Raw genomic sequence first — 25,449 nt, forward strand, 5'->3', positions numbered from 1 at the left:
GGTTAAGCTAAATATCAATATACTCCATTTACAATATTTGAATGAACTCAGGCGCCAGAATTCAATCCGAGAGTTGAGTTTTTATTGCAATATGGTTGCACTGGCGTGGCTATTTTATTCATTAACGAGAGATACAATGAAAATAATTTTAAACAAGCTTGTTATTACTACTTTAGCTGCAACTATAGTGATGTTTAATGATGCTCGGGCTGAAAATAATAATCAAATGTTGAGAAAAGCAGTCGATAAGCAAGCCGAGCGCTTAATGCAGCAGTACCAAATTCCTGGTTTAGCGGTGGGTATAATTGTTGATGGTAAGTCACAGTTTTATAATTATGGTGTTGCGAATAAAGAAAAGAACCAAGCAGTAACACAGAATACACTGTTTGAGTTAGGATCGGTCAGTAAAACCTTTGCTGCAACCTTCGCGAGTTATGCTCAAGGCAATGGTACTTTATCATTTGATGATACTGTTGATAAATATCTACCTGAGTTGAAAAATAGCGTTATTGGCAGCACAAAACTTACACAGTTAGCTACCTATACAGCAGGTGGTCTGCCTTTACAGTTCCCTGATAATGTTAAGACTGACGCGAATATGAAGCAATATTATAAATCTTGGCAGCCAACTTTTGCTGAAAATTCACAACGATTATATTCAAATCCAAGTATAGGTTTATTTGGTTATGTTTCGGCATTAAGTATGAAAGTTGATTATGCACAGTTTCTGGAAATTAAAATATTACCGTCGTTAGGTATGTCAAATACGTTTGTTAATGTCCCAGCGAATAAAATGGATGATTATGCATTTGGATATAATTCTTCAGGCGATGCTGTGAGAGTAAATCCCGGTATGCTGGATGCACAAGCATATGGCATTAAGTCTACTAGTGCAGATATGGTGCAATTTATTAAAGCGAATTTAGGGTTAGTCTCTCTCGATGATAAAATCAATACGGCCTTGAAAAGTACTAGGAAGGGCTATTATCAAGCGAGTACTTTCACGCAAGGACTAGCATGGGAAATGTATCCTTTACCAACTAACTTGACTGCTCTGTTAGCTGGAAATTCAGTTGAAACCATTACACAACCCCAACCAATCGATATTAATAATTCTCCTCAAGTAGCTTTGCATAATGGCTGGATCAATAAAACAGGTTCAACGAATGGGTTTGGCGCATATATTGTATTTATTCCGGCAAAAAATGCTGGAATTGTTATGTTAGCAAACAAATATTACCCCAACGTAGAACGGGTCAAAGCCGCCTATGCGATTTTAGATTCAGTTGTCAGCAAATAACGAAAAATAAAAAGCCACTCATTAGTTTAGTGAGTGGTGTTTTTTTATTTATTGAATATGATCTTTGGCCAAATGTTTTTCGCTAGGCGTTTGGCGTTACTTGAAAGCCGATCATTTCAGCAATCCTTTTTCGCTTTTGCTAGTTTGTCCCAGTAACCCGCTAGTTCGTAATGTTGATATATGGCTGTTTCAAACTCGGGGGTTATTTGCTGGTTATCATCATACTGTGGTGCATCTTTTATTACTTTGCGGTTGAGATCAACACTGATGGTATTGTCGAGCCAGCATACTTCGCTGATCCACTCTGGTGGTACGAGCACTTTATGTCCACCCCACCAATTACTGGTATCAATGATCAGGTAACGAACCGCCCACGTTGTTTCTTCTACTAATAACCCAGAGACATGACCAATATCACCATCATTAGCGTTAATATGATAGCCAATAATCTCTTTGCAACTTCGTAAATTTGGGTCAGCTTTTTTATTATCTTCACTTTTAACATTATGGTGAGTCAGTTGTGCGCTGCGTGCACCTGCTTCTGTATGTGGGAGGTGTTGGTGATCACGGTACAATAAGTATGGGTAAATACCGCCCCCCCAAAATCCTTCGCCCACCCAATAATAAGGGTAACCATAATAATCGAGTAAGCTGGCCTCATTTTGCCGTGATACGGGTTTATCGTTATCGATAGTTGGGCTGTTTTTAACTTGTTCTTTACTGATCAACACGGGCAGAATTTTTTCTATCCAATTTGGTTTTTGCACCGCAATTGGTGAGATCAAAACTTGACGGCTGGATAGCCAAGAACCTGTTTCAACAACGAAGTAGCGGATCACCCATGCTAAATCATCGAATAAAAAATCTTTTTCTTTACCGATCACACCATCGGTAGCAGCGATAGCGCAATTTTCTAGCATTTTCATGCTACATAACATAATAGTTATCCTTTTTAATGGGGTCGACAATATTAAATGTTGGCGTGTTTTAGAGCTGATATTGAGGTTGCCAACTAGGCGATGATTTGAATGAATCGCTTTAGTTTTAGCTTATTTGCCACAGTTGTCTGTGCGCTGCAGTACATAGTCAAGTTTAGCGAGTTTTAATTACTAAATTTGTGGGAAAGTGCGGTATTGACCCGTATGGAAGACTGCTTTTTATTATTGACACACAGTTGTTTTGAGTTCGATAACGAACAGCACGTTAGCCTCTTAGATAATAAAATGATGGAACACAGTAGAAATAAAAGTCTTACCAAAACATAGAGATAAGTAACCAACGCGCAGGATAGTAAATCAATTTAAACCACTATTTTTAGCGCTAACAGTATTGAAATAGCGGCTTGAGAGATGCACTTTCAATTTTTTATAAAGCAGTCATTTATAAATATAATTCTGAGGTTTTAGGGCCGGTTAACCTCTCTGGATTGAGAGTTGTTTAATTTATGAGCTGCTTAATCACGGCGCTAGGTTTGTAATCTGGTGGGTTAAGTAAAAAATTAAGTAAAGTTTCCGCACTTTATTCTGGTTCTCTACCTACATTAATACTGCCTTATCTAAAAACCAAACATACGGATGTAAAAGTAACTGTGAAAGATAAACAGGCTCTAGCCCTTGAAACTAAAGTTAATGGCCTCATACCTTTTACGAGGTCAAAAATTTTAAATGAACAAAGTAACAGGTGTATTTCGAAAAACTTAGGTTAGAAATCTAATAAGTTTGTATTTAAACCGATTATTTTTATAAGGATAAAGTTATGACACAAGGTGTAATTGAAATGCCAAACTTAGGCATGGGGACATTCCGCTTAGAAGGAAAAACAGCCTATGACTCTGTAAAAATGGCATTAGAGGTTGGCTTTCGCCATATTGATACCGCACAAATTTATGGCAATGAACAGCAAGTTGGCCAAGCGATTAAAGACAGTAATATTCCCAGAGACGAGCTATTTATTACCACCAAAGTGTGGAATAACAAACTCAATAAAAACGATTTTATAGCCAGTGTGAAAGAGTCACTCACAAAGCTGCAACTCGATTCAGTCGATTTACTACTTGTTCATTGGCCTGCGCCATCGAACGATGAGCCAATGAGCGAGTATTTAACTGAGTTATTAACGGCAAAGCAGCTTGGATTAACTAAGCATATTGGGGTATCGAACTTCACTATTGCTAATTTAAAAGCAGCCATGCAAACACTGGACTCACGAGAAATATTTACCAATCAAATAGAAGTGCACCCTTATTTAACTAATACTAAGCTGCGTGCGTTTTGTCAGCAACATGACATTCATGTTACTGCTTATATGCCATTTGTAGTCGGTAAAGTATTAAGCGATGAAACCATAATCGATATTGCTAATAAACACGGTGCAAGCCCTGCGCAAGTGGTGATTGCATGGGAAAATGCTAACGGCATGACAACCATTCCGTCATCAACTAAGCGTAAAAACTTAGAAGATAACTTTAATGATAAAGCGGTAAAACTGGATGAGGAAGACATTGCCCGTATTGATGCTCTCGATTGCGGAGACCGCCAAGCAACCCCTGATTTTGCCCCGCAGTGGGATCAATAAACCACTTTAAGTACGTTTAATTAAAAGTGCAGCACGTCTGCACTTTTAATTCAGCTTGAGTTGCTAATTACCATTTTAAGCGGGTATTTTCTGCTGCTAACGAATTTTACCTATCTAACGAACTTACTTTTTTAGCAGCAGAGCTTCGCCAGGAATATTATTGAAGGCTGCAAATAGCAAGCTCTCTCGATGCTTGAGCCACAGCAACTTTTTCGGCAAGTGTAAGCGCTTCTTCTTTTAATTCGTCAGAATAATGTTTACGTTGTTTGTTATATATCACCTCCGTGAGTTTAGTTTACTCACTTAACGAGGTGTCCAAAACTATTGGGCCAGATCGCTTGGTTTGAGCGGTATTATATTTTAGAACTCGCATGGTGATTAATTGAAAAATACCCGAGGAAGATAAATAAAGCTATAAGATACAAAAACGATGTCTCATTACCGTTATAAAGATTTGCCGAACCTAACATTTAAGTAGTGTTTATTATTTATACACAACAAGGTAAGTTTTCTTATTAGAAACAGCTAAAGGAAAAGAGTAATTTGTCGATAACAAGTTGATAAGTAACGAACAAGGAAAGTGATATGCAAGTTAACCCACACAATAGCAGTTCAGCATCGCAGCTTATATCGAATAGTTCAGCAGCAAAAATAAATGAACCAGTAACTGGTAAAGCGCAATTAAAGAGTGAAATGGAGCGCTTAGCTAAGGACATATATCATAAAGAACAGCCTAAAGAGCCTGAAGCGACTTATTATAAGCCTATAAATAAAGATGCCAATATATTAAGACCTATTGAAGAGGTTATGTATGATATTGGAGTCGCAATGGCTCATTTGTATATGCCAGGCGGTGATGTGCCTAAAACGGTTGAGAGAATGCTTTCACCCTATGATAGTGTCATGGCTGAATTAAGAAGTGAGCAGCCCGCTTTAGCAAATAAAAGTTGGGGGATTTCTATCAATGAGTCGGGTGAGCTTACAGTAACGGGCTCTGTTAATGATGATGAAAGGGCACTCATTGCAGAAAAGCTAAATAGTAATGAAGAGCTAGTCACTGCTGTTAATGACTTTAAGTCTAATTATTTAAAGTATATTAAGATGGAGCCTAGGGGGTGGGGTAATTACCGCGTAAATGAAAGTAATTTTGCTGAAGTTTTTGATTTTAGAGAAATGTTAGAAACCTCAAGAAGCAGTGAAGACTTTAAGGGAACATGGGATTATGAAACCAATTGGCTTAAGTTAAACGATAATGTTTCAGCACAATTGAGAAGTAATGCTTCGAAACGTTAGTTGTATTAGTCTCGGGTAGCAAAGGTGAAAATGTGATTTGTTTGTTAACCGTTAGCTATGCTGTGAAAAGTACATAACTAACGATTTTTCAATGCTATAAAAGTGATTATTTCACTTCTTTACCGGCGGCTTGTTGATCAGCATGATAGCTTGAACGAACAAATGGGCCTGAGGCTGCATGAGTAAAGCCAATTTCATCTGCATAGGCTTTTAAGCCATCAAACTCTGCTGGTGGCACGTAGCGTTTTACTGGTAAGTGATGCTTAGAAGGTTGTAGGTATTGGCCTACAGTTAGCATGTCAACGTTGTGTGCGCGTAAATCACGTAACACTGCTTCAATTTCACTGATCTCTTCACCAAGGCCAACCATTAAGCCTGATTTAGTTTTAACTTCTGGGTGTGCTTCTTTAAAGCGACGCAGTAATTCTAGTGACCATTTGTAATCGGCACCTGGGCGCGCAAGCTTGTATAAACGCGGTGCGGTTTCAAGGTTATGATTGAAAACGTCTGGTGGCGTTGCAATTAAAATCTCGAGTGCACGATCCATACGGCCACGAAAATCTGGCACTAAAATCTCTATGGTGATTTTAGGGTTATGTTTGCGAATTTCACGAATACAGTCAGCAAAATGTTGTGCGCCGCCATCACGTAAATCATCACGATCTACTGAGGTGATCACCACATAGCTCAGCTTCATGTCTTTAATTGTTAATGCGAGTTTTTCCGGCTCTGCGGCATCAGGTGTCAGTGGACGACCATGCGCAACATCACAAAATGGGCAACGACGAGTACAAATTGCCCCTAAAATCATAAAGGTTGCCGTACCGTGGTTAAAACACTCAGATAGGTTAGGGCATGAAGCTTCTTCACACACTGAATGCAAGCCGTGTTTACGCATGGCTTGTTTAATGCCATCGATACGCTCGGTTGATTTAGGTAAGCGAATTTTTAGCCATTCTGGCTTACGCAACATTTCGTTTTTTTCAGTCGGTAATACTTTTACTGGGATCAACGCCATTTTTTCAGCGTCGCGCAGTTTTACCCCTGGTTCCATCTTGACTGGTTTATTCATTCGTTTTCAAACCCTTCAGTATACTTAACCGCAGTTGCATTAAGTTTTTTGATCATGTGTTTTACGAGTCCAGCACCTGCTTGTGTAAGGTTTTCTGGGCCGTTTAAATCGGTTGTTTGCACCATGTTCATACCCGCATACCCACAAGGGTTAATGCGCAGAAATGGGCTCATATCCATGTTTACATTCAGTGCTAGACCATGAAAAGAACAACCGCGACGTACGCGAAGCCCTAATGATGCTATTTTGCTGTCATTAACATACACCCCAGGTGCGTCTGCTTTGGCGTAGGCTGCAATGCCATAATCATTCAGAGTATCGATAATACACTCTTCAAGCCATGTGACCAGTTCTCTTACGCCAATTTTTAAGCGACGTAAGTTAAATAATACGTACATCATTTGCTGACCAGGTCCGTGATAGGTTACTTGACCACCACGATCAACCTTGATCACTTCTATGTCGCCTGGGGCAAGTAGATGTTCATCTTTACCGGCTTGGCCTTGTGTGAATACTGGCTCATGTTCAACGAGCCATATTTCATCTGCATCATGCTCTGTACGTACGTCGGTATAGTCTTGCATTTTTTGCCAAATTGGCATGTAACGCTGTCTACCGAGTTGACGGACGATTAAGGTATTTTCGCTCACAGCTTACTCCGCTTAGCGCTTAAAGCATGTGTCGTACGTCATCAATCGCACTGATCACGTTGTAAATTTCTTCAATATGAGCGCCACTGGTAACGGTGACTACTAGGCTAACTGACTCGTAATTGCCTTTGCTACTTGGTTTTACTTTTGGCGCATAGTCGCCAGGTGCAATCGGTTGTAACTTAGTTAGAATTTGCTCAGTTAAGTTGACGTTTGCCAACCCCATTACGCGAAATGTAAATGGGCAAGGATACTCTAAATATTCATCAAATTTAGTATTTTCTACCGGTGTAGCCACGACGTTGACTCCTCATACTTAATGTGTGCTTAGTATTATTTTACTAAACAATAAACCGCTTTGATAATCTGTTCTCGACTGCCATAACAATGGGATAACTGCACTTTTTGCCGTTATTATTGCTAGCCAGATTATGTGTCGGTTAGATATGGGGCGCATTCTACCATTTTTAAAGCAAAAAAAAACGCCTTGCAGTGCAAGGCGCTTATATTCTTTAACTATGAATACCCAAGCCACCTCAAGATACAGAATTCAGCGTTTCACAGGTGCTTAATATCAAGGCGTTACTTTGCAAGAATGGCAATCCCTTTTAAGAAGTAACAACGATGAGAGTAAGTGCCTGTGAAACGCCCAACGGGTTGGTTTAAAAGCGATTTATACTGCGTTATTGATTTTAACAATAGAACCACTATTATTTGCAATCAATGCCTTGCCTAAATCGCTTTTAATTCCAACTGAAACTCGGATCTTGAGGTTGTTTGGGTATTACATTATTTGTAAACGTAGGTAATCATAAATTTTACTAAAGAAGCTACCTTCTTCAACTTCTTCAAGCGTTACCAGTGGATACTGCGCAATTACTTCGCCTTCCAGCTGTAAAGATAAAGTGCCTACAGTAGAGCCTTTAGCGAGTGGTGCTTCTAACACTTTATCAAGTTTGAAGTCTGCTTTTAAATTTTTACGCTGACCACGTGGAATAGTGATTGGTGTGTCTTCTAAAATACCTAGCGATACGTTTTCTTTATTACCCATCCAAATACGTTGTTCAGCAAAGCTGTCGCCCGCATTGTATGGTGTGATTGTTTCAAAGAAACGAAAACCATAGTTAAGTAGTTTTTTGCTTTCTACTTTACGGGCCCGTTCACTTGAAGTGCCCATTACAACAGCAATTAAACGCATGTCGTCTTTTGTTGCTGAGCTTACTAGGCTGTAACCCGCTTCAGAGGTATGACCGGTTTTAATACCGTCAACATTTAGGCTTTCATCCCATAATAATGAATTACGGTTGTATTGTTTAATACCATTAAAAGTAAATGACTTTTGTGCATAGACTTCATATTCATTTGGCACGTCACGAATTAACGCGGCACTTAAAATGGCCATATCACGTGGTGTTGTGAAGTGCTCATCGGTATCTAGGCCGTGGCTATTAATAAAATGAGTATTGCTCATTCCTAACTTTTCAGCGTGGGCATTCATTAAGTCTGCGAAAGCGCTTTCGCTGCCGGCGATATGTTCAGCCATTGCAACACACGCATCATTACCAGATTGAATGATAATGCCGTGGTTCAAATCATCAACACTAATTTGTTTACCCACTTCGATAAACATTTTTGATGATTCAGGAAAGTTTTTAGCCCACGCTTTTTCGCTAACCGTTACCATATCAGTAGGCGCAATATTACCCGCTTTGATTTCTGTACCAATCACATAGCTGGTCATCATTTTTGTTAAACTAGCAGGCGCTATTTTGGTATCTGGCTCACCTTCGGCGATCACTTTGCCAGTGGTAAAATCAACAAGAAAATAACCTTTTGCATTAACTTGAGGCGGGGCAGGGATGATTTGGGCGGTAGCTGAGAAAATGGCAGCAGAGCATACTAAGCCGCACACACCGTTGAGAATTTTGTATTTAATAGATTTCATCATACTCATTAATGGTTAAAGTTAAAGATTCGCGTTACCCTATTCTATACCCAAACTACCCCGAGATGCGAGCGTAGTTTGGGTATTAGTCTTATTGACTGTAAAGCAAGAACGCGTTTTGAAATTGGTTCAGTTTTAATTTTTCAAGTACTTGCTGAGCTTGTTCAGCGTCTTTAATTGGCCCTAAACGCAGCCGATAAATGGCATCTTTTTCCACAATGTTTGTGGGTAACTGGTACTGCTGACGTAGGGTGTACGCGAGCGCTTCAATATTTTTTAAGGTACTTCCTGCCGCGACTTGGATATAACTCAAACGCACAGTCGAATCCGCCATGGTAATCGCTTCAAGCTTAACCTTGGCTGTACCATGATGATAGTAGCCCAGTTTATATGCAGCTGCGTAAGATAAATCGATTACACGATCATCATGAAATGGGCCACGGTCGTTGACACGTACAATGGCTGACTTGCCATTACTGGTATTGGTTACTTTTACAAAGCTAGGCAAAGGTAATGTTTTATGCGCTGCGGTCATCGCAAACATATCATACACCTCACCATTAGAGGTGTGATAACCATGGAATTTACGGCCATACCAAGAGGCAGTGCCTTCTTCGGTATAACCTGTTTCATCTAGCATTGGGATGTAGTTTTTGCCAAGTACCGTATATGGACGTCCTGCGCTGGCACTTTTGGTAACCGGCACAACAACCGCATCTTGCATTTCTAATTCGGTCGGTACGCGTAGCGGTGCTGCGTCATGGCGCATACTATAACGGCTACTGTGATCAGTTTTACTACCAGAACTACTACACGCGGCTAACAATAGTGTTAAAACAGTGAGCGCGATTAATTTTACTAAGTACTGCATTATTTTAGTAACATCCTTTTATCCGTAGCGATAGACATAATAATGCCAAACCCAGCCATTAGCGTAACCATTGAAGTGCCACCATAACTTATCAGCGGTAGCGGTACACCAACAACAGGCAGTAGCCCTGAAACCATGCCGATATTTACGAACACATAAACAAAAAAAGTGAGGGTAAGAGCGCCGGCTAATAGCTTACCAAAAGCGTCTTGCGCATTTACCGCAATATATAAGCCACGGCCAACAATAAATAAATACATGCACAATAATAAGCAAACGCCAAATAAGCCAAACTCTTCGCTTAATACTGAAAAGATAAAATCGGTATGGCGCTCAGGTAAAAACTCTAACTGCGATTGAGTGCCTTGCAACCAACCTTTACCTTCAATACCACCCGAGCCAATGGCAATTTTTGATTGAATAATATGGTAACCAGAGCCAAGCGGATCACTTTCAGGATTAAATAAGGTTAACACCCGTTGCTTTTGATAGTCATGCATTCCGTAGTGCCAAAAAGGCCACGCTGCAAGTGCAACTAAAGCGCTCAAAAAACCAATTAACCGCCAACTTAATCCAGATAAAAACAATACAAATACACCTGAGCTGGCAATCAATATTGAGGTGCCTAAGTCGGGTTGCTCTTTAATAAGCAGGGTTGGGATCATCACAATAGCAAAACCAACCACTAAATGCAGGGCTCTAGGCGGTAAGTTATTACGGCCAATATACCAAGCGACCATCATCGGCACGGCTATTTTCATTAACTCTGATGGCTGAAAACGGGTAATACCTAAATCAAGCCAACGCTGAGCACCTTTTGAACTTACGCCAAAGATTAAGACGCCTACCAGCATCAATAAACCCACACAGTACAGTGGGAACACTAAGCGCTTTAGTGTGGCCGGTGAAAACTGTGCCAACACAAACATGCCAATAATTGCCCCTGCCATACGCGTGGCATGGCGGATCATCATGGCGCTATCTTGGCCGCTGGCACTGTATACAATGGCTAAACTGGCAACCATTAAGGTTAACAATGCCAGTAATAATGGCAGATCTAAATGTAACTTATCCCAAATAGAGCGCTTATCATCTAGCTGCATTACGGCTCCTCATTGCGTGCGATATTAACGGGATTAGCAGAGAAATAATAATCCATTAATTGACGAGCGATTGGTGCACCTACGGTACTACCACCACCGGTGTTTTCTACAACGATAGACACGACAATTTGTGGATCATCATAAGGAGCAAAACCGACATAAATGGCGTTGTCGCGGTGACGCTCTTTTAGCGATTTCGCATCATAACGCTCACCTTGGGCAATGCTAACTAATTGCGCGGTGCCTGTTTTACCAGCGGGGTCATAATTCACGCCTCGAAATGCTTTATGGGCAGTACCCGTTGCTTTACTTACGGTATTATGCATCGCGTCTAATGCTATTTGCCAATGCTTTGGATCTTTGAGGATCACGGGTGGTTTTTCGTCATTATTAATTTGTACCACTTGATTTTCTTGCTTGGCAACTTGAACTAAGTGCGGAGGGCGGTTGACCCCTTTATTGACTAATATATTCAGTGCATTGGCAATTTGCATCGGTGTGGCAGTCCAGTAACCTTGGCCAATACCAACGGAAATTGTATCACCGCGCCACCATGATTCTTTAAAGCGCGCTTCTTTCCATTCCTTTGAAGGTAAAATGGCGGTAGTTTCTTCGTGAATATCAATGCCAGTTAAATCACCAAAACCAAATTGCGCCATAAAATCACTAATTTTAGTGATACCTAAGCGATAGGCTGCATCATAAAAGTAGGTATCACACGATTCTTCAATGGCTTTGTAAACATCAACATGGCCGTGGCCCCAGCGCTTCCAGTCACGCCATTTGTGATCAACATTGGGGATTTGGAAAAAGCCCGGATCCCATAGTGTGGTATGTTCGGTGACTAACCCTTCTTCTAGTGCCAGAATCGCCATGTGCGGTTTGACTGTTGATGCGGGTGCATAGCGCCCTTGCGTGGTGCGATTGATCAAAGGTCGGTCTGGGTTTAATAAAGCTTTGTAATTTTTGCTGCTAATGCCATGAACAAATAAATTTGGGTCGTAGCTGGGATTTGAATATAACGCTAATACACCACCGTCTTTAGCATCCATTACAACTACTGCACCACGCATATCTTTAAAAGCATGTTGGGCTATTTGTTGCAGCCCGATATCTAAAGTTAGCACTAAATCGTGGCCGGGTTGTGGTGGCGTCATACTTAAGGTGCGAATAACACGGCCACGGTTGTTTACTTCAACCCGTTGTGAGCCAACTTGGCCATGCAGTAACTGCTCATAGTATTTTTCAATACCCAGTTTGCCAATATCATGGGTGGCGCGATAGTTAGTGCCTTGTTCTTGTGATTCGAGTTTTGCGAGTTCTTTTTTATTGAGTTTAGCAACGTAGCCTAAGGCGTGGGTTAGGGTGTCTGCGAACGGGTAATAGCGTGCTAAACGCGCTTCAATGCTAAAACCTGGGAATTTATGCTGATTGACCGAGAAACGCGCCACTTCTAGTTCAGTTAAACGGGCTTTTAATACTTGACTTTTAAAGCGCCGATTGTGCTTGATATCGTCAATAAAGTCGCTTTTTTGCTGCTCTGAAATATCAATGTATTGCGTCAAAGCAGACAGTGATGCATCAAGATCATCAACTTCTTCAGGAATAACCTCTAGGTTATAAACGGGTTTATTTTCAGCGAGCAATACGCCATTACGATCGTAAATAAGGCCGCGATTAGGGGCAATCGGGATCACTTTAATGCGGTTGTCGTTAGAGCGGGTTTGATAATCTTGGTGATCATCAACTTGAATGGTATATAAATTGGACAGTAAAACCGCGACTAAAATAGTAACAAACACAAACCCCACAAAAGCACGACGAGCAAACAGGTTCGCTTCTGCTGAGTGATCTCTTATTGTGGGTCTGTGTTTTCGCATGAGTAATGGTTACTCGCGATGATACGGGTGGTTAGTGTTTAAGCTCCAGCCTCTATATAGACTTTCTGCAACAATAATACGCACCAATGGATGGGGTAAGGTCAAATTTGATAGTGACCATTTTTGCTCTGAGGCAGCAATACACTCTGGTGCTAGACCTTCAGGGCCGCCAATTAGCAAGCTGACATCGCGGCCATCCAGTTGCCACTTTAGCATGTCTTTTGCTAATTGGTGAGTATCAAGCGCTTTGCCTGTTACCTCAAGCGTAACAATACGATTGCCTTTAGGGATAGCGGCTAAGGTTTTTTCACCTTCAATATGCAAAATACGTTTAATATCTGCATTTTTGCCACGTTTGCCTGCGGGAATTTCAATTAACTCCAGCGCCATATCTTTTGGAAAGCGACGCTGATACTCAGCAAAACCCGTTTCTACCCACGCTGGCATCTTGGTGCCAACGGCAATCATCTGTATTTTCACGTATTACATCCAAGCTCTAATAAAATTAGTGAGCAATTAGCTCCATAGTTTTTCGAGGTCGTAATAGCTACGTGCTTGATCTTGCATTACGTGTACGATCACATCGCCTAAATCAACCAGTGCCCATTCACCATCTGTTTGGCCTTCATAACCAAGCGGTTCTTGACCTGCGTGACGAGCTTCTTTTGCTAAATGGTCTGCAATTGATAATACATGACGTTTTGACGTGCCAGAGCATACCACCATAAAGTCGGTGATGTCTGAGCTTGCAGTTACATCAATATTAACCACATCACGTGCTTTCATATCGTCAATTTTGTCTATTGCAAAGGCAAGTAGTTGTTTCGTATCCAAGGTGTTATCTCATTTAAAAGTGAATAGCTGTTATTTTATCACGCAACCAGTATTTATTCATCACTTAGATAAAGTTGCTGTGATTGAATATACTGACTCACGCCAGTAGGAAGAAGTTCATTGTAATTTATACCCTTTTTTATCGCATCACGAATATCGCTAGAGGCAATGGCGAGTTCTTCGCCAGTTAAAAAGTATAATTTGCCGCCAGCATGTGCTGCAAGCTCTGTGCTATCGCTACATTCGGCTGCTTGTTGATAGGCTTTTAATTCACCACGGGCACTGCACTTAAGACCAGGACGCTGAAATACCACAATATGGCATAGCTGGGTAATCGTTTGCCACTCATACCACTTATCTAGGTTATTAAATGAATCCATACCGATTAAAAACAAGATTGGCTGTCGAGGGTATTGCACACGCAGTTCTTGCAAACTTAGCAGTGAATAAGAAGGGCCGCTGCGGTTTAACTCACGCAAATCAAGCTGAAAATAGGGATAAGGTGCGATAGCGGCATTAAGCATCGCAACTCGGTGCTGAGTGCTGACTCCTGGGGCTGCTTTGTGGGCAGGGATTGCACAGGGCATAAAGTATAAGGTTGTTAAATTAAAATGCTCGACACAATGCTTTGCCATATTGATATGGCCTAAATGTACGGGGTCGAAAGTACCACCAAACAATGCAATCATCATAAACGCCTAATAATTAGTTGAGCGGATGCGCAGGCAAAGGGAACATCAATGGTTGGCAAAAGACTAAACAAATATGTGCCAAGGCTTGATAGGGTTTGACTAAATTACCTTGCTTATAACTGGCATCAAATTGCGCCAAAAGCTGAGTGATTTGCTCAAGCGTGGCAATTGATAAACGTTTAAGTGCTTGCTGGATTGGCCCTTGTTGGTTTTTCCAGATGGCTTTTTGTTTAAATAGCGTTGCCAGCTGTTCACCTTGTTGCAAGCCTAATTGCAGGCTGAGTAAGGTATTTGCCTCTTTCGTGATGGTCCATAAGATACTCACAGCTTCAGTGTTATCGCCAGCGAGTTTATTTAATACTTTAATTGCTTGATGACTATTGCCTTGTAGCAGTGCATCACTTAAATCAAAAATATCAAACTTGGCTTGATTAAGTAGGCCTTGCAACACCTGCTGTTGATCGATCAGCGCAGTGCCATGCAATAATGACAGTTTTTCGAGCTCTTGAAAGCAGGCTAATAAGTTACCTTCAGTGGCATCTATTAAAGTGCGTTTCGCATCGTTTGGCATATTTATCTGCAAACGCTTGCATTGCTCGTCTAACCAGCGACTTAAATGGTTGCCAGTGAGTGGGTAGCAGGGCACAAAAATGCCGAGTTTATCCAGAGACTTGAACCAAGCACTGCGTTGAATATCTTGGCTCGCTTTGGCGCCTTTGACGATCAATACGGTATCAGGATTATTTAGATCCAGTAATTGCTTGAATGTTTGACTACCAGCAATCCCAGGCTTTTGGAAATTAAGATCCAGCTCTATTAAAGTACGCGCACTGAATAATGACATACTCTGATATTGCGCTAGCAGTTCTTGCCAATCAAAGCCTGGCATTAAAGTAAATTTAACGACTTCATCAAAGCCTTGCTGTTTAGCCGCTTGACGAATTTGCTGGGCGCATTGCGCAACTTGAAAGGGTTCTTCACCAAACACTAAATAAAAAGGCTGTAAGCCTTTTTTTAATTCATTGGGTAATTGATTCGCATAACAGCGCATTACAGTTGCGACAGCTCTCGAGTGATACGACGACTGGCTTGCATACGAATTTCATTAAGCAATAGCTCTAACTCTTTCGCTTTGGCAAGTGCGTTATCAGGGTCGTCTTGGTAATTACGATACAGCTCAAAATTTTGCTCAATCGCATCTTTACCCGGGCGTTTGAGTAAGTAACGGACACTGTAAGCCAGCTCGTACTCAGCAACTTGGCCATTTTTAAATAATGACAATGTTTGACGCTCTAACCGATCTTTAAATAAATACAGTTGCGCTACGTTTTTCTTAGGCGCGCTGAGTAACTCAACTTTGCTCAACGTCAGTTCTTTTTCAAGCATCGCGAATAACGCTGAGTTCTCATCATCGCCGCTTAATGTCAGGGTGGTTAAATCATCCGGTAGGCTTGATGCTTTTTTAAGATGAAAGCCACAGCTTGATAACAAAAAACAGACTAGCACTAAGGCTAGTCCGTTTTTAATGGCATGAATAGCAGCCATAATTAGTTAGCAACCACGTTAAGTAGTTTACCTGGTACGTAAATAACCTTGCGGATAGTAACGCCATCGGTGAACTTAGTAACATTTGCTTCAGCAAAGGCAAGTAGCTCAACTTGCTCTTTGCTGGCATCGGCTGGCACGGTTAATTTTGCGCGTAGTTTGCCGTTAACTTGTACGATGATTAGTTTTTCATCTTCAACAAGCGCTGACTCATCAACCACAGGCCAAGACGCATCTAGAATATCGCCTTCTTTACCCAGTTCTTGCCATAATTGATGTGACAAATGCGGGGTGATTGGGGCAAGCATAATGAGTAATGCTTCAAGTGCTTCGTTAGCAATCGCTACATCTTGTTTGTCAGCCAGTGGTGCTTTTAACAATTTGTTAGAGATTTCCATGATTGCCGCAATAGCCGTATTAAATGTTTGACGACGTGCAACATCATCAGTCACTTTTGCAATCGCTTTGTGCAGCTCACGACGGAGCACTTTTTGCTCATTGTTCAAGGCTGATTTATCAAGCGCTTGAAAACCAACCATGTCTACATCGACTGCGTATTTCCAAATACGTTTAATGAAACGATGCGCGCCTTCTACCCCTGAGTCAGACCATTCAAGCGTTTGCTCTGGCGGTGCGGTAAACATCATAAATAAACGTACCGTATCAGCGCCGTATTGCGCAATGACTTGTTGTGGGTCGATACCGTTATTTTTCGACTTTGACATTTTGCTCATGCCCGATGAGAATACTGGCTCGCCGTCAACTTTATGCCATGCTTTCGTTACGCGGCCTTTGTCGTCGGTTTCAGTATTTACATCACTAGGGGAGATCCAAATATCGCCGCCTTTTTCATCTTTACGATAGAAGGTTTCAGCAAGCACCATGCCTTGACATAGTAAGCGATCAAATGGCTCATCTGAGTTTACTAAGCCAAAGTCACGTAATAATTTATGGAAAAAACGCGAATACAATAAGTGTAAAATTGCGTGCTCAATACCACCTATGTACTGGTTTACTGGTAACCAGTAGTTTGCTGCTGCTGGATCTAGCATGCCTTCGTCATGGCGCGGGCTACAGTAACGCGCGTAATACCAAGATGACTCCATAAAGGTGTCAAAGGTGTCTGTTTCATGAAACGCAGGAGCACCGTTTACAGTGGTTTTAGCCCACTGTGGGTCGGCTTTAATTGGTGAGGTTACACCGTTCATTACTACGTCTTCTGGTAAGCGCACTGGTAGCATATCTTCAGTCGCTGCAAGTTCGTTACCGTTTTCGTCGCTTAACATTGGGATTGGTGAACCCCAATAACGTTGGCGGCTTACACCCCAGTCACGTAGGCGGAAGTTTACTTTACGCTCACCCACGCCAAGTGCTTCAAGCTTATCTGCAACTGCGTTAAAGGCAGCGTCGAAGTCAAGGCCATCAAACTCACCAGAATTAACTAATACGCCTTTTTCGGTAAACGCTTGCTCTTTTAAGTTAACTTCAAGTTCTGAGCCTGCAGCTGGTGCAATCACTTGTTTGATATCTAAACCGTAAGCGGTGGCAAATTCATAGTCACGTTGGTCATGAGCAGGCACTGCCATAACCGCGCCTGAGCCATAATGCATCAATACAAAGTTAGCAACCCAAATTGGTACTTGCTCACCGGTGAGTGGGTGAGTTGCAAAAAAGCCCGTTGCGATGCCTTTTTTCTCCATCGTTGCCATGTCTGCTTCGGCCACTTTGGTGTTTTTACATTCTTCAACAAAGCGTGCCACAGCGTCGCTATTTTTAGCGGCTTCTTGTGCAATTGGATGCGCGCCTGCAACAGCAAGGTAGGTCACACCCATGAAGGTATCAGGACGAGTGGTATAAACGCTGAATGTTTCGTTGTTATCGGTGCGTTTAAACTCGATATCTAGCCCTTCAGAGCGGCCAATCCAGTTGCGCTGCATGGTTTTAACTTGCTCTGGCCAATCTTCTAACTTGTCTAAATCGTCTAGTAGTTCTTGCGCGTAGTCAGTAATTTTAATAAACCACTGTGGAATTTCTTTTTGCTCAACTACTGCACCAGAGCGCCAACCGCGACCATCAATAACTTGCTCGTTAGCCAGTACTGTTTGGTCTACTGGATCCCAGTTTACCGTTGACATTTTTTTGTACACTAGGCCTTTTTCATAAAGCTTAGTGAAAAACCATTGCTCCCATTTGTAATATTCTGGGTGACAGGTGGCGATTTCACGATCCCAGTCATAACCAAAACCTAATTGCTTAAGTTGGGTACGCATGTAATCGATGTTCTCGTAGGTCCATTTTGCTGGCGCAGTTTTATTTTTAATTGCCGCATTTTCAGCCGGTAGACCAAACGCATCCCAACCCATAGGTTGCATTACGTTTTTGCCTTGCAAGCGTTGGAAACGAGAAACAACATCACCAATCGTGTAGTTACGCACATGACCCATGTGGAGTCGGCCGCTTGGGTAAGGGAACATAGAAAGGCAATAATACTTTTCTTTACTCTCATCTTCAGTGGCTTTAAATACTTGGTTTTCTTCCCAGTAGGCTTGGACTTTTGACTCTATGTCTTGTGGGTTATATTGCTCTTGCATCTACGATTCCAGACTTCTTGCAAACTAATAAAAAATTGCCGTTAGGATACCCCAAAAAAAGCACTAATCACAGCGTCAAATCAGTGGATTTTATATGAAATTAGTTTTCAGAGCAGGTTAACCTATACTTGTGTAAGGTATAGGTTCGCTAAACACAGTTCTGAAGGAGTAAACAATGGCTGATTATAAGACGTGGTTAACAGATTTGAGCGCATGGTTAAAAGATGTCAAAGATCATGAGTTAAAAGATGCAATGGATAAGTTTATTGAATCTGAACAAGCGCTAAAAGATTTAGGGCAAGAAAAACTAACTTTATACCGCGAATATTTAAAGCGCGATATTGATCATATTCAAGAGCACGATCAACACTATGGTTCCCTTGCATGGCAAGAGCTTAAAGAGTCTTTATGGTTTGAACTTTCACATATCGAAGACAAAACTCAGCTGGAGTGGCACGCATTAGATCAAGATTTTAAGCACAATGGGGTATATCACCAAGGCGAATGGATAGCCATGGGCACATTAGTATGTAAGAATTGTCAGTATAGTTATGATATTTACCACGCTACGCAAATTACAGCGTGTTCGCAATGTGATGGTATCTACTTTAGCCGCAAGGCACTACAACCTTAAATAGTTAGTGATCAGTGCCTTTTACTGCACTGATGCCACCTTAAAAAATCAACGAATATGTTGGTATAAAAAGAAGTTAGAATGACGAAGAAACTGCTGCCTTTATCTGTGTCGGCCCTTGCGCCGACAATTTCACTTAATCATGTACAAACGTGCATGAATAATCCATACCCTGAAACCTTGACTTTCATTGGTCAACAACGGGCGCAAAGTGCGCTTGATTTCTCGTTAGGAATGGAATTACCTGGTTACAATGTGTATGTAATGGGGGAGGCTGCGCATGGCCGATTTACCTTAGTAAAAGACAAACTTGAAGCGCACAGCAAAGGCCGACCAACGCCAAACGAATGGTTATACGTTAATAATTATGATGATCACCGTGAGCCTATCGCGTTGTTTATGCAAGCTGGGCAAAGTAAACAATTGGCAGATGATATTGATTCATTTATTGACGAAGTGCTGGATACCTTTCCGGCAGCGTTTGATAACCCAGCCTATCAACGGAAAAAGAAAAAAATCGATCGTGAATTTAACGACGCCTACGATAGTGCAATTACCGAAGTTGAAATAGCCGCACTTGAACAAAGCGTTGCCCTAATTGAAGAAAAAAGCGTGGTTGGGTTTGCCCCGCTGATTGATGGCAAACAACTCAGCGATGCTGAATTTGCTGAGCTTGATGATGAGTTACGCGAACAATTTTATGAAGTCATTGAAAAACTCGAAGATGCACTCATTGAGGCACTGATTGAGTTGCCACGTTGGAAACGTGAATCATCTGAAAAGCTCCGTAATTTAAAAAAATCCACCGCAGAGCTGGCCACTAAACCATTACTAAAAGATCTTGAACATAAATATGCTGCGCATATCGGCGTATTACGCTATTTAAAAGACATCCGCGTGGAAATTATTGATGCGGTACTTGAGTGGCTCGATGACGAAGATGTAAGCGACGAAAACAAAGAAGATTTTGACCGTAAAGGCATGCTTACCGACTTTTTTGCACCTAATATTTTGGTTGAATTTAAAGAAGGTGACGCCGCACCTGTGGTGTATGAGCCAAATCCGACCTTTGGTAATATTTTTGGCAAAATTGAATATGCGACATCGCAAGGCTCGTTGATCACCAGTTACCGCTCGATTCAGCCCGGGGCACTGCACCGCGCTAACGGCGGTTACTTGATCATGGATGCCGAAAAAGTGATGGCTAATCCACAAGTGTGGGATGGTCTCAAGCTATCACTGAAAACTCATCAAATTAAAAATGATTTACCGTATCAAGACAGCGCCGTTGGCAGCAGTTTTACCTTGCGCCCGCAGTTAATTCCGCTTGATGTAAAAATTATTTTACTCGGCTCCCGTGAGTTGTATTACACCATTGGCGAGTACGACGAAGAATTTGCTGAGCTGTTTAGAGTGCTCGCCGATTTTGATTATTACTTGCCAAGCAGTGATAAATTACAGTATCAATTTATCACCAAAGTGATTGAGTACTGTGAGCAGACGCTAAAGTGTAGTTTAACTGAATCAGCGATGGCACGATTACTGAAATTTAGTTACCGCCAAGCAGAGCACCATAATAAATTATCAGCCCGCTTTGCCGATGTCTTAGAGCTGGTGGCAGAAGCCAGCTTTTATACCAAGCAAGATAACTTAACTTTAATTGATGCCCATCATATTGATGAAGCGATTGAAGGCAAGCAATATCGCACTGGGCAAATTAGCGAAAACATGCTCAGCGATATCAAAGAAGGGCACACTTTAATCGCCACCGAAGGTCATGCGGTAGGTAAAGTAAATGGTTTAACGGTACTGCACATTGGCGATACTTCTTTTGGTACGCCGGCACGCATTACGGCAACGGTTTACGCTGGGGCGGATGGGGTTATTGACGTTGAGCGTGAAGCTGAGCTGGGGAAAGCTATTCACTCCAAAGGTGTCATGCTACTGACCGGTTATTTAGGTAATAAATATGCGCAGCAATTTAGTTTAACCCTCAGTGCTAATATCGCCATTGAACAAAGTTATGGCTACATTGATGGCGACAGTGCGTCATTAGCTGAGTTGTGCGCACTGATCTCTGCTATTACAAGCTTGCCTATCAGCCAGTCAATTGCATTGACCGGCTCAATTAACCAACATGGTGACGTACAAGCCATTGGCGGTGTGAACGAGAAAATTGAAGGCTTTTTTAAGCTTTGCAAAATGCGTGGTCTAACGTCTGCGCAAGGAGTGATAATTCCTAAATCGAATCAAGTAAACTTAGTACTTGATGATGAAATTCTTAATGCGGTAGAGCTGGGTAAATTCCATATCTATGCAGTTGAAACCGTTGACCAAGCGCTTAATTTACTGATGGATATTGCAGCAGGCGAGCTGAGCGACGGGCAATATCCTGAAAACTCAGTTAACGGCATTGCCTTAGCCCGTTTAAGTGAAATTGCTGATATCGTTAATGGCGATAACGACGAAAAAGAACACGAGAAAGAGTAACTATGATTAATATTATTTTGGCGGTGATCATCGCCATTTTATGCTTTTTTATTTTTCAAAATAGCAAAAAAGTAAAGCAACAAGCACTCGCTAACGCGCAAATAGAAGCCGACTTTTTAGTGGCAAATAGCAAGGTTGAAGGGGTTATTGAGACCGCCTCAGGTCTGCAATATAAAGTTGTTAGTAGCAGTGGTAGTGAGACAAAACCAAGCCCAACTAGCATGGTGAATGTACATTATCACGGTACTTTGCTAGATGGCAGTGTATTTGACAGTTCAGTTGAGCGTAATAGCCCAATCAGTTTTGGTTTAAATCAGGTAATAAAAGGCTGGACTGAAGGCTTGCAACTGATGAGTGAAGGGGATAAATACACCTTTTATATCCCTCACCAATTAGCTTACGGTGAAAAACGTGTTGGCAGTATTCCTCCAGCCTCTTTACTTATATTTGAAGTTGAATTGCTTAAAGTAGAGTCTTAGCAAAAAAATGGCGAAATAAATACATTCGCCATTTTAAACACCGTTTACATGGCTTCTAGCTTGATACCGCGTGTTTCTTTTATATATTTAACAATAAAAAATACGCTAATAAAGGCCGATAGAGCATAAAATCCATAGGCACCCGCTAATCCAATACTACCGAGCATAATCGGGAAGGTCATAGTAATGGTAAAGTTGGCAAGCCATTGTGCACTTGCTGCAACCGCTAAAGCAGCCCCTCGGATACGGTTATTGAACATTTCGCCTAATAGTACCCACACAACAGGTCCCCAACTTAAGCCAAAAAATACCACAAAGAGATTCGCCATGATAAGTGCGAATGTGCCCATAGTTTCAGTTAATGCAAGTTTACCCGCCTCATCAAGGCCTGCACTACCAAAGGTATAAGTTAATGCGCTTAAGCTAATAAACATCCCAATGCTGCCGACCAGTAATAATGGTTTCCTGCCGACTTTATCGATAAGCGCAATTGCTATAAATGTAGATAAAATATTGGTAGTACCCGCTAATACATTGATAAATAAAGATTGTGATTCATCAAAACCCGCTGCTTGCCACAGCTCAGAGCCGTAATAAAAAACCACATTAATGCCCACAAATTGCTGAAAAACAGACAAGGCGATACCGACCCACACGATTGGGTGTATTTTCTTTTTACCATCAATAAATAAGTCACGAATACTCGGTTTTTTATCGCCATGCAGTGACTGTTTAACATCGTTTATTTGTGATTGAGCATCCTCATTGGATATTTTTCTAAATACAGCTTTGGCTTTTTCTAATTGGCCTTGAGCCACTAAATAACGCGGCGACTCAGGTATAAATAATACCCCCAACAGGAATAATCCCGCCGGTACTAGTTCAGCCCAAAACATCCAGCGCCAAGCCGCCAACTCAAGAATGAAAATACCTTCCGCGCCGTTGGCCGCCGAAGCGATCAGGTAATTACTTAAAAAAGCAGCAAATAAGCCAAGTACAATCGCTAATTGTTGCAGCGTTGCTAACCGGCCACGCAAAGCCGCAGGTGCGACTTCAGCGATGTAAGCGGGCGCTAACACCGATGCTGCGCCGATACCTAGGCCACCAAATAGACGATAAAAAATAAACTCAGCGGAACTGTCTGCAATGCCTGAGCCAAACGCGCTAATGGCAAATATTACAGCGGTGAAAATCATGATTGAACGGCGACCAAATTTATCAGCAAGTGGCCCCGCAATAAGCGCACCAAGCGCACAACCTAGTAATACTGATGCAACATTAAATCCTGTGGCAACGCTGCTTGAGTTAAAGGTTTTCCCCAGCGCCGACACTGTTCCGTTGATAACCCCGGAGTCAAAGCCAAATAAAAAGCCACCAATTGCTGCAACGCCAGAGATGAATATAACGTAAAGTAGTGAATGGCTGCTGGTTGCTAAAGTGTGATTCGGGCTAGTAATATTGCCCGACGATAAAGGTGTTGTCATGGTGATATACCTGATTATTGTTGTTGCGAATTATATAGTCGTGTGAGGCGAAGCGTATTTTAAAATGATTTTATCAGAGCTGACCCTTTCATAACTAATATTAAAGTTATTATTAAGCACTTCGAGCAAACCTTTAACGTCGCCAGTTTTGAACATCCCTGCAACGTGTACTTGCTGTAAACGCTGATCATCAGCAAGCTCAAAGTTTATATTGGTATAGCGGCTAATTTCGGTCATTGCGTCGCTAAGAGATTCTCCTCTGAAAATGATACTCCCTTGACGCCACGATAAGTTTGCTGCTAAATCAATCGCGTCAATTTTTTCAACCTTTTTGGTGATTTTACCTTTAAAGTCTAAATTGAGTTTCTCACCTTTTGCTACCGGCGTGGAATGCAGTGATGCATCTTTTGCGACTCTTGAAGTACCATGATTTGAGAGGTTAGGTACAGCGGTGGTATACTGCTGAGCAACTAATACTTTTCCATCGGTGACAATAAGTTCTATTTGTTCGTTGTTTACTTCTACATTAAACGCAGTGCCAACGGCTTGGATAATTTTATTGCCAGTTACGACACTCAAAGGCCGTGAAGTATCATGCGCGACATCGATATGGATCTCACCACGAATAAGGTTGATGACTCGGGCCGATGGAGTGTATTTAATATGGACAAAACTATTTGTATTGAGTGTGATTTTACTTTGATCAGGCAAAATAATATCTTTGCTTTCTCCCACCGCGGTTTGAAAGTTTAATTGTTTTGCTACTACCGCAGATTTATTTACTTGGTTAAACAGCGAAAAATTAAATGTTTCTTGAAAAAAGCTAAGCGCAACAGCCAATAAAATGGATGCTGCTATTGCGCCTAACCAGACAGGGAGCTTTTTTTGTTGTCTCGATGCTTGTGGAAATAAGTCAGATAACCGACTCAATTCACTCATTTTATCCCACAATTGTGCAACTTCTAGCAGCACCTCAACATTTTTGTAAGACTCTGCAAGCCAAGCTTGAAGTGCTTTTTTTTCAGCGCCGCTAAGGTTTCGATCAAGTTTTGCTAGCCACTCACTCGCTTGGTCTAAGCGTTCATCTTCGATTTGATTACTATCATGGGAAGATTGATGGATCGGATGAACGTTACTCATATTTACCTCCTGCACTGAGGTTTGCTGAAGGGGCTGGCTCATTATAGGTGCTTTTATTTGATTGACGCATAAACAGCGTACATTTTTTCATGCCTGTTGCAATATGCTTTTCCACGGTACTTTCACTAAGCTCCAATTGTGCTGCTATTTCACGCTGTGAATAGCCATACACTTTTTTTAATACAAATACTTTTCGACACTGTATCGGCAGTAATCTGACTGCTTCACAAAAATTCGAAAATTCATTATCGGTCAGTGTGCTCTCATACATCTCATCTTTGTGGTGTTCACACAGCAGTTGCTCTAGCGCTTCCATATTTTCAATACCATCGACCAAACGTATATTGGCCTGTTTTTGATAATCTAATGCTAAGTTGCGCGCAGTTTTATAGATAAATGATTTGGGTGAATTAATATTATCGCTATTTTCAATTTTGCATATACGCACATACGTTTCTTGCACAATATCTTCAATTTCATGAGGTGGCACAATTCTAGCCACAATGCGTGAAATGCTTTTTATTGAGACTAAATAGGCCTTATGAAGTAGTGTGTGTGTCGTCATTAACGTTTTCTCATGAGGTTTAGCTCTGCTGTTTTTTATTTTTATGCCAATACTTAGTAAGACGATTGAGATAAAAAAATCCCCTAGGCAAAACTCATTTAACCAGCACTTTTTTAATATAACGTTATGCATAGTCTTTTATCGGCCTATGCTCGCTTTGCTTAAAGCTTGTAATTACAGTGTTAATTGTACTACAGTTTTTAGCAATCAAGAGTTCTGGTCTAGGCTTGCAGTGATTTTGCACCGTGTGTTACCTGTTAGATTGTTACAAAATAGCGGACAAATTATCTCAATTTACATCGCTAAG

Annotated in this window: 23 protein-coding genes; 6 read left to right on the forward strand and 17 right to left on the reverse strand. The window is 41.4% G+C overall.

The annotated features are described in order from the left end of the window. Positions 1-136 precede the first annotated feature (136 nt). Positions 137-1,300, forward strand: a complete 1,164-nt coding sequence (ampC, locus tag ACMVDV_RS01940; protein ID WP_416157009.1) for a class C beta-lactamase — start codon at positions 137-139, stop codon at positions 1,298-1,300. A 116-nt stretch (positions 1,301-1,416) separates the two neighbouring features. Here the strand turns inward: ampC and ACMVDV_RS01945 are convergent, their stop codons facing one another. Then, positions 1,417-2,220, reverse strand: coding sequence for a PRC-barrel domain-containing protein (locus ACMVDV_RS01945; RefSeq protein ID WP_304184785.1), 804 nt, complete (start codon positions 2,218-2,220; stop codon positions 1,417-1,419). 835 nt (positions 2,221-3,055) lie between these two features. On the opposite strand from ACMVDV_RS01945, the gene dkgB reads away from it, so the two are divergent. After that, positions 3,056-3,874, forward strand: a complete 819-nt coding sequence (dkgB, locus tag ACMVDV_RS01950; RefSeq protein WP_416157010.1) for a 2,5-didehydrogluconate reductase DkgB — start codon at positions 3,056-3,058, stop codon at positions 3,872-3,874. Positions 3,875-4,459: 585 nt separating this feature from the next. Continuing rightward, positions 4,460-5,167: a hypothetical protein gene (locus ACMVDV_RS01955; protein WP_416157011.1), complete on the forward strand. Its 708-nt coding sequence runs from the start codon at positions 4,460-4,462 to the stop codon at positions 5,165-5,167. Between the two features lie 106 nt (positions 5,168-5,273). On the opposite strand, the gene lipA is transcribed toward ACMVDV_RS01955, so the two are convergent. The 13 genes from lipA to leuS all read right to left on the reverse strand — a co-directional run bounded on the left by lipA (position 5,274) and on the right by leuS (position 18,350). Beyond that, positions 5,274-6,239, reverse strand: a complete 966-nt coding sequence (lipA, locus tag ACMVDV_RS01960) for a lipoyl synthase (protein ID WP_304184780.1) — start codon at positions 6,237-6,239, stop codon at positions 5,274-5,276. Then, positions 6,236-6,889 carry a lipoyl(octanoyl) transferase LipB gene (gene lipB / locus ACMVDV_RS01965; protein ID WP_304184779.1) on the reverse strand — a complete coding sequence of 218 codons (654 nt, stop codon included), beginning with the start codon at positions 6,887-6,889 and terminating at the stop codon, positions 6,236-6,238. Before lipB ends, lipA begins: the two co-directional genes overlap by 4 nt. Before the next feature lie 19 nt (positions 6,890-6,908). Then, positions 6,909-7,187, reverse strand: a complete 279-nt coding sequence (gene ybeD / locus ACMVDV_RS01970; protein ID WP_304184778.1) for a DUF493 family protein YbeD — start codon at positions 7,185-7,187, stop codon at positions 6,909-6,911. Between the two features lie 486 nt (positions 7,188-7,673). Continuing rightward, a complete protein-coding gene (locus ACMVDV_RS01975; protein ID WP_416159038.1) occupies positions 7,674-8,834 on the reverse strand; it encodes a serine hydrolase in 1,161 nt (386 codons plus the stop codon). A 91-nt stretch (positions 8,835-8,925) separates the two neighbouring features. Continuing rightward, entirely contained in the window at positions 8,926-9,705 is a 780-nt protein-coding gene (locus ACMVDV_RS01980; protein ID WP_304184777.1) for a septal ring lytic transglycosylase RlpA family protein, read from the reverse strand. Beyond that, complete coding sequence (rodA, locus tag ACMVDV_RS01985; RefSeq protein ID WP_304184776.1) at positions 9,705-10,808, reverse strand: rod shape-determining protein RodA; 1,104 nt, start codon at positions 10,806-10,808, stop codon at positions 9,705-9,707. Before rodA ends, ACMVDV_RS01980 begins: the two co-directional genes overlap by 1 nt. Beyond that, positions 10,808-12,688, reverse strand: coding sequence for a penicillin-binding protein 2 (gene mrdA, locus ACMVDV_RS01990; RefSeq protein WP_416157012.1), 1,881 nt, complete (start codon positions 12,686-12,688; stop codon positions 10,808-10,810). Before mrdA ends, rodA begins: the two co-directional genes overlap by 1 nt. 9 nt (positions 12,689-12,697) lie before the next feature. Next, the gene (rlmH, locus tag ACMVDV_RS01995) at positions 12,698-13,168 is read right to left on the reverse strand and encodes a 23S rRNA (pseudouridine(1915)-N(3))-methyltransferase RlmH (protein ID WP_304184774.1); all 471 of its coding nucleotides are present in this window, start codon (positions 13,166-13,168) and stop codon (positions 12,698-12,700) included. A 36-nt stretch (positions 13,169-13,204) separates the two neighbouring features. Then, the gene (gene rsfS / locus ACMVDV_RS02000) at positions 13,205-13,522 is read right to left on the reverse strand and encodes a ribosome silencing factor (protein ID WP_064667527.1); all 318 of its coding nucleotides are present in this window, start codon (positions 13,520-13,522) and stop codon (positions 13,205-13,207) included. A 53-nt stretch (positions 13,523-13,575) separates the two neighbouring features. Next, positions 13,576-14,211: a nicotinate-nucleotide adenylyltransferase gene (gene nadD / locus ACMVDV_RS02005; RefSeq protein WP_416159039.1), complete on the reverse strand. Its 636-nt coding sequence runs from the start codon at positions 14,209-14,211 to the stop codon at positions 13,576-13,578. Between the two features lie 16 nt (positions 14,212-14,227). Then, positions 14,228-15,265 carry a DNA polymerase III subunit delta gene (holA, locus tag ACMVDV_RS02010; RefSeq protein ID WP_416157013.1) on the reverse strand — a complete coding sequence of 346 codons (1,038 nt, stop codon included), beginning with the start codon at positions 15,263-15,265 and terminating at the stop codon, positions 14,228-14,230. Continuing rightward, a complete protein-coding gene (gene lptE / locus ACMVDV_RS02015; RefSeq protein WP_416157014.1) occupies positions 15,265-15,759 on the reverse strand; it encodes an LPS assembly lipoprotein LptE in 495 nt (164 codons plus the stop codon). Before lptE ends, holA begins: the two co-directional genes overlap by 1 nt. Before the next feature lie 2 nt (positions 15,760-15,761). After that, complete coding sequence (gene leuS / locus ACMVDV_RS02020; RefSeq protein WP_416157015.1) at positions 15,762-18,350, reverse strand: leucine--tRNA ligase; 2,589 nt, start codon at positions 18,348-18,350, stop codon at positions 15,762-15,764. 175 nt (positions 18,351-18,525) lie between these two features. On the opposite strand from leuS, the gene ACMVDV_RS02025 reads away from it, so the two are divergent. From ACMVDV_RS02025 to ACMVDV_RS02035, 3 genes are all read left to right on the forward strand, one after another. Next, positions 18,526-18,984 (forward strand): zinc ribbon-containing protein, encoded by a 459-nt coding sequence (locus tag ACMVDV_RS02025; RefSeq protein ID WP_304184769.1) that lies wholly within the window; start codon positions 18,526-18,528, stop codon positions 18,982-18,984. 81 nt (positions 18,985-19,065) lie between these two features. Then, a complete protein-coding gene (locus ACMVDV_RS02030; protein WP_304184768.1) occupies positions 19,066-21,474 on the forward strand; it encodes a Lon protease family protein in 2,409 nt (802 codons plus the stop codon). Positions 21,475-21,476: 2 nt separating this feature from the next. After that, positions 21,477-21,953 carry an FKBP-type peptidyl-prolyl cis-trans isomerase gene (locus ACMVDV_RS02035; protein ID WP_416157016.1) on the forward strand — a complete coding sequence of 159 codons (477 nt, stop codon included), beginning with the start codon at positions 21,477-21,479 and terminating at the stop codon, positions 21,951-21,953. 44 nt (positions 21,954-21,997) lie between these two features. Here the strand turns inward: ACMVDV_RS02035 and ACMVDV_RS02040 are convergent, their stop codons facing one another. The 3 genes from ACMVDV_RS02040 to ACMVDV_RS02050 are packed head-to-tail and all read right to left on the reverse strand — an operon-like array spanning position 21,998 to position 25,142. After that, positions 21,998-23,437 (reverse strand): sugar porter family MFS transporter, encoded by a 1,440-nt coding sequence (locus ACMVDV_RS02040; RefSeq protein ID WP_416157017.1) that lies wholly within the window; start codon positions 23,435-23,437, stop codon positions 21,998-22,000. 30 nt (positions 23,438-23,467) lie between these two features. After that, complete coding sequence (locus tag ACMVDV_RS02045) at positions 23,468-24,577, reverse strand: FecR family protein (protein ID WP_392343850.1); 1,110 nt, start codon at positions 24,575-24,577, stop codon at positions 23,468-23,470. Further along, positions 24,570-25,142, reverse strand: coding sequence for an RNA polymerase sigma factor (locus ACMVDV_RS02050; protein WP_304184764.1), 573 nt, complete (start codon positions 25,140-25,142; stop codon positions 24,570-24,572). Before ACMVDV_RS02050 ends, ACMVDV_RS02045 begins: the two co-directional genes overlap by 8 nt. Between the last annotated feature and the right edge of the window lie 307 nt (positions 25,143-25,449).

This window comes from Pseudoalteromonas sp. ASV78 (assembly GCF_047806705.1).
GTDB classification, from domain to species: domain Bacteria; phylum Pseudomonadota; class Gammaproteobacteria; order Enterobacterales; family Alteromonadaceae; genus Pseudoalteromonas; species Pseudoalteromonas prydzensis_A.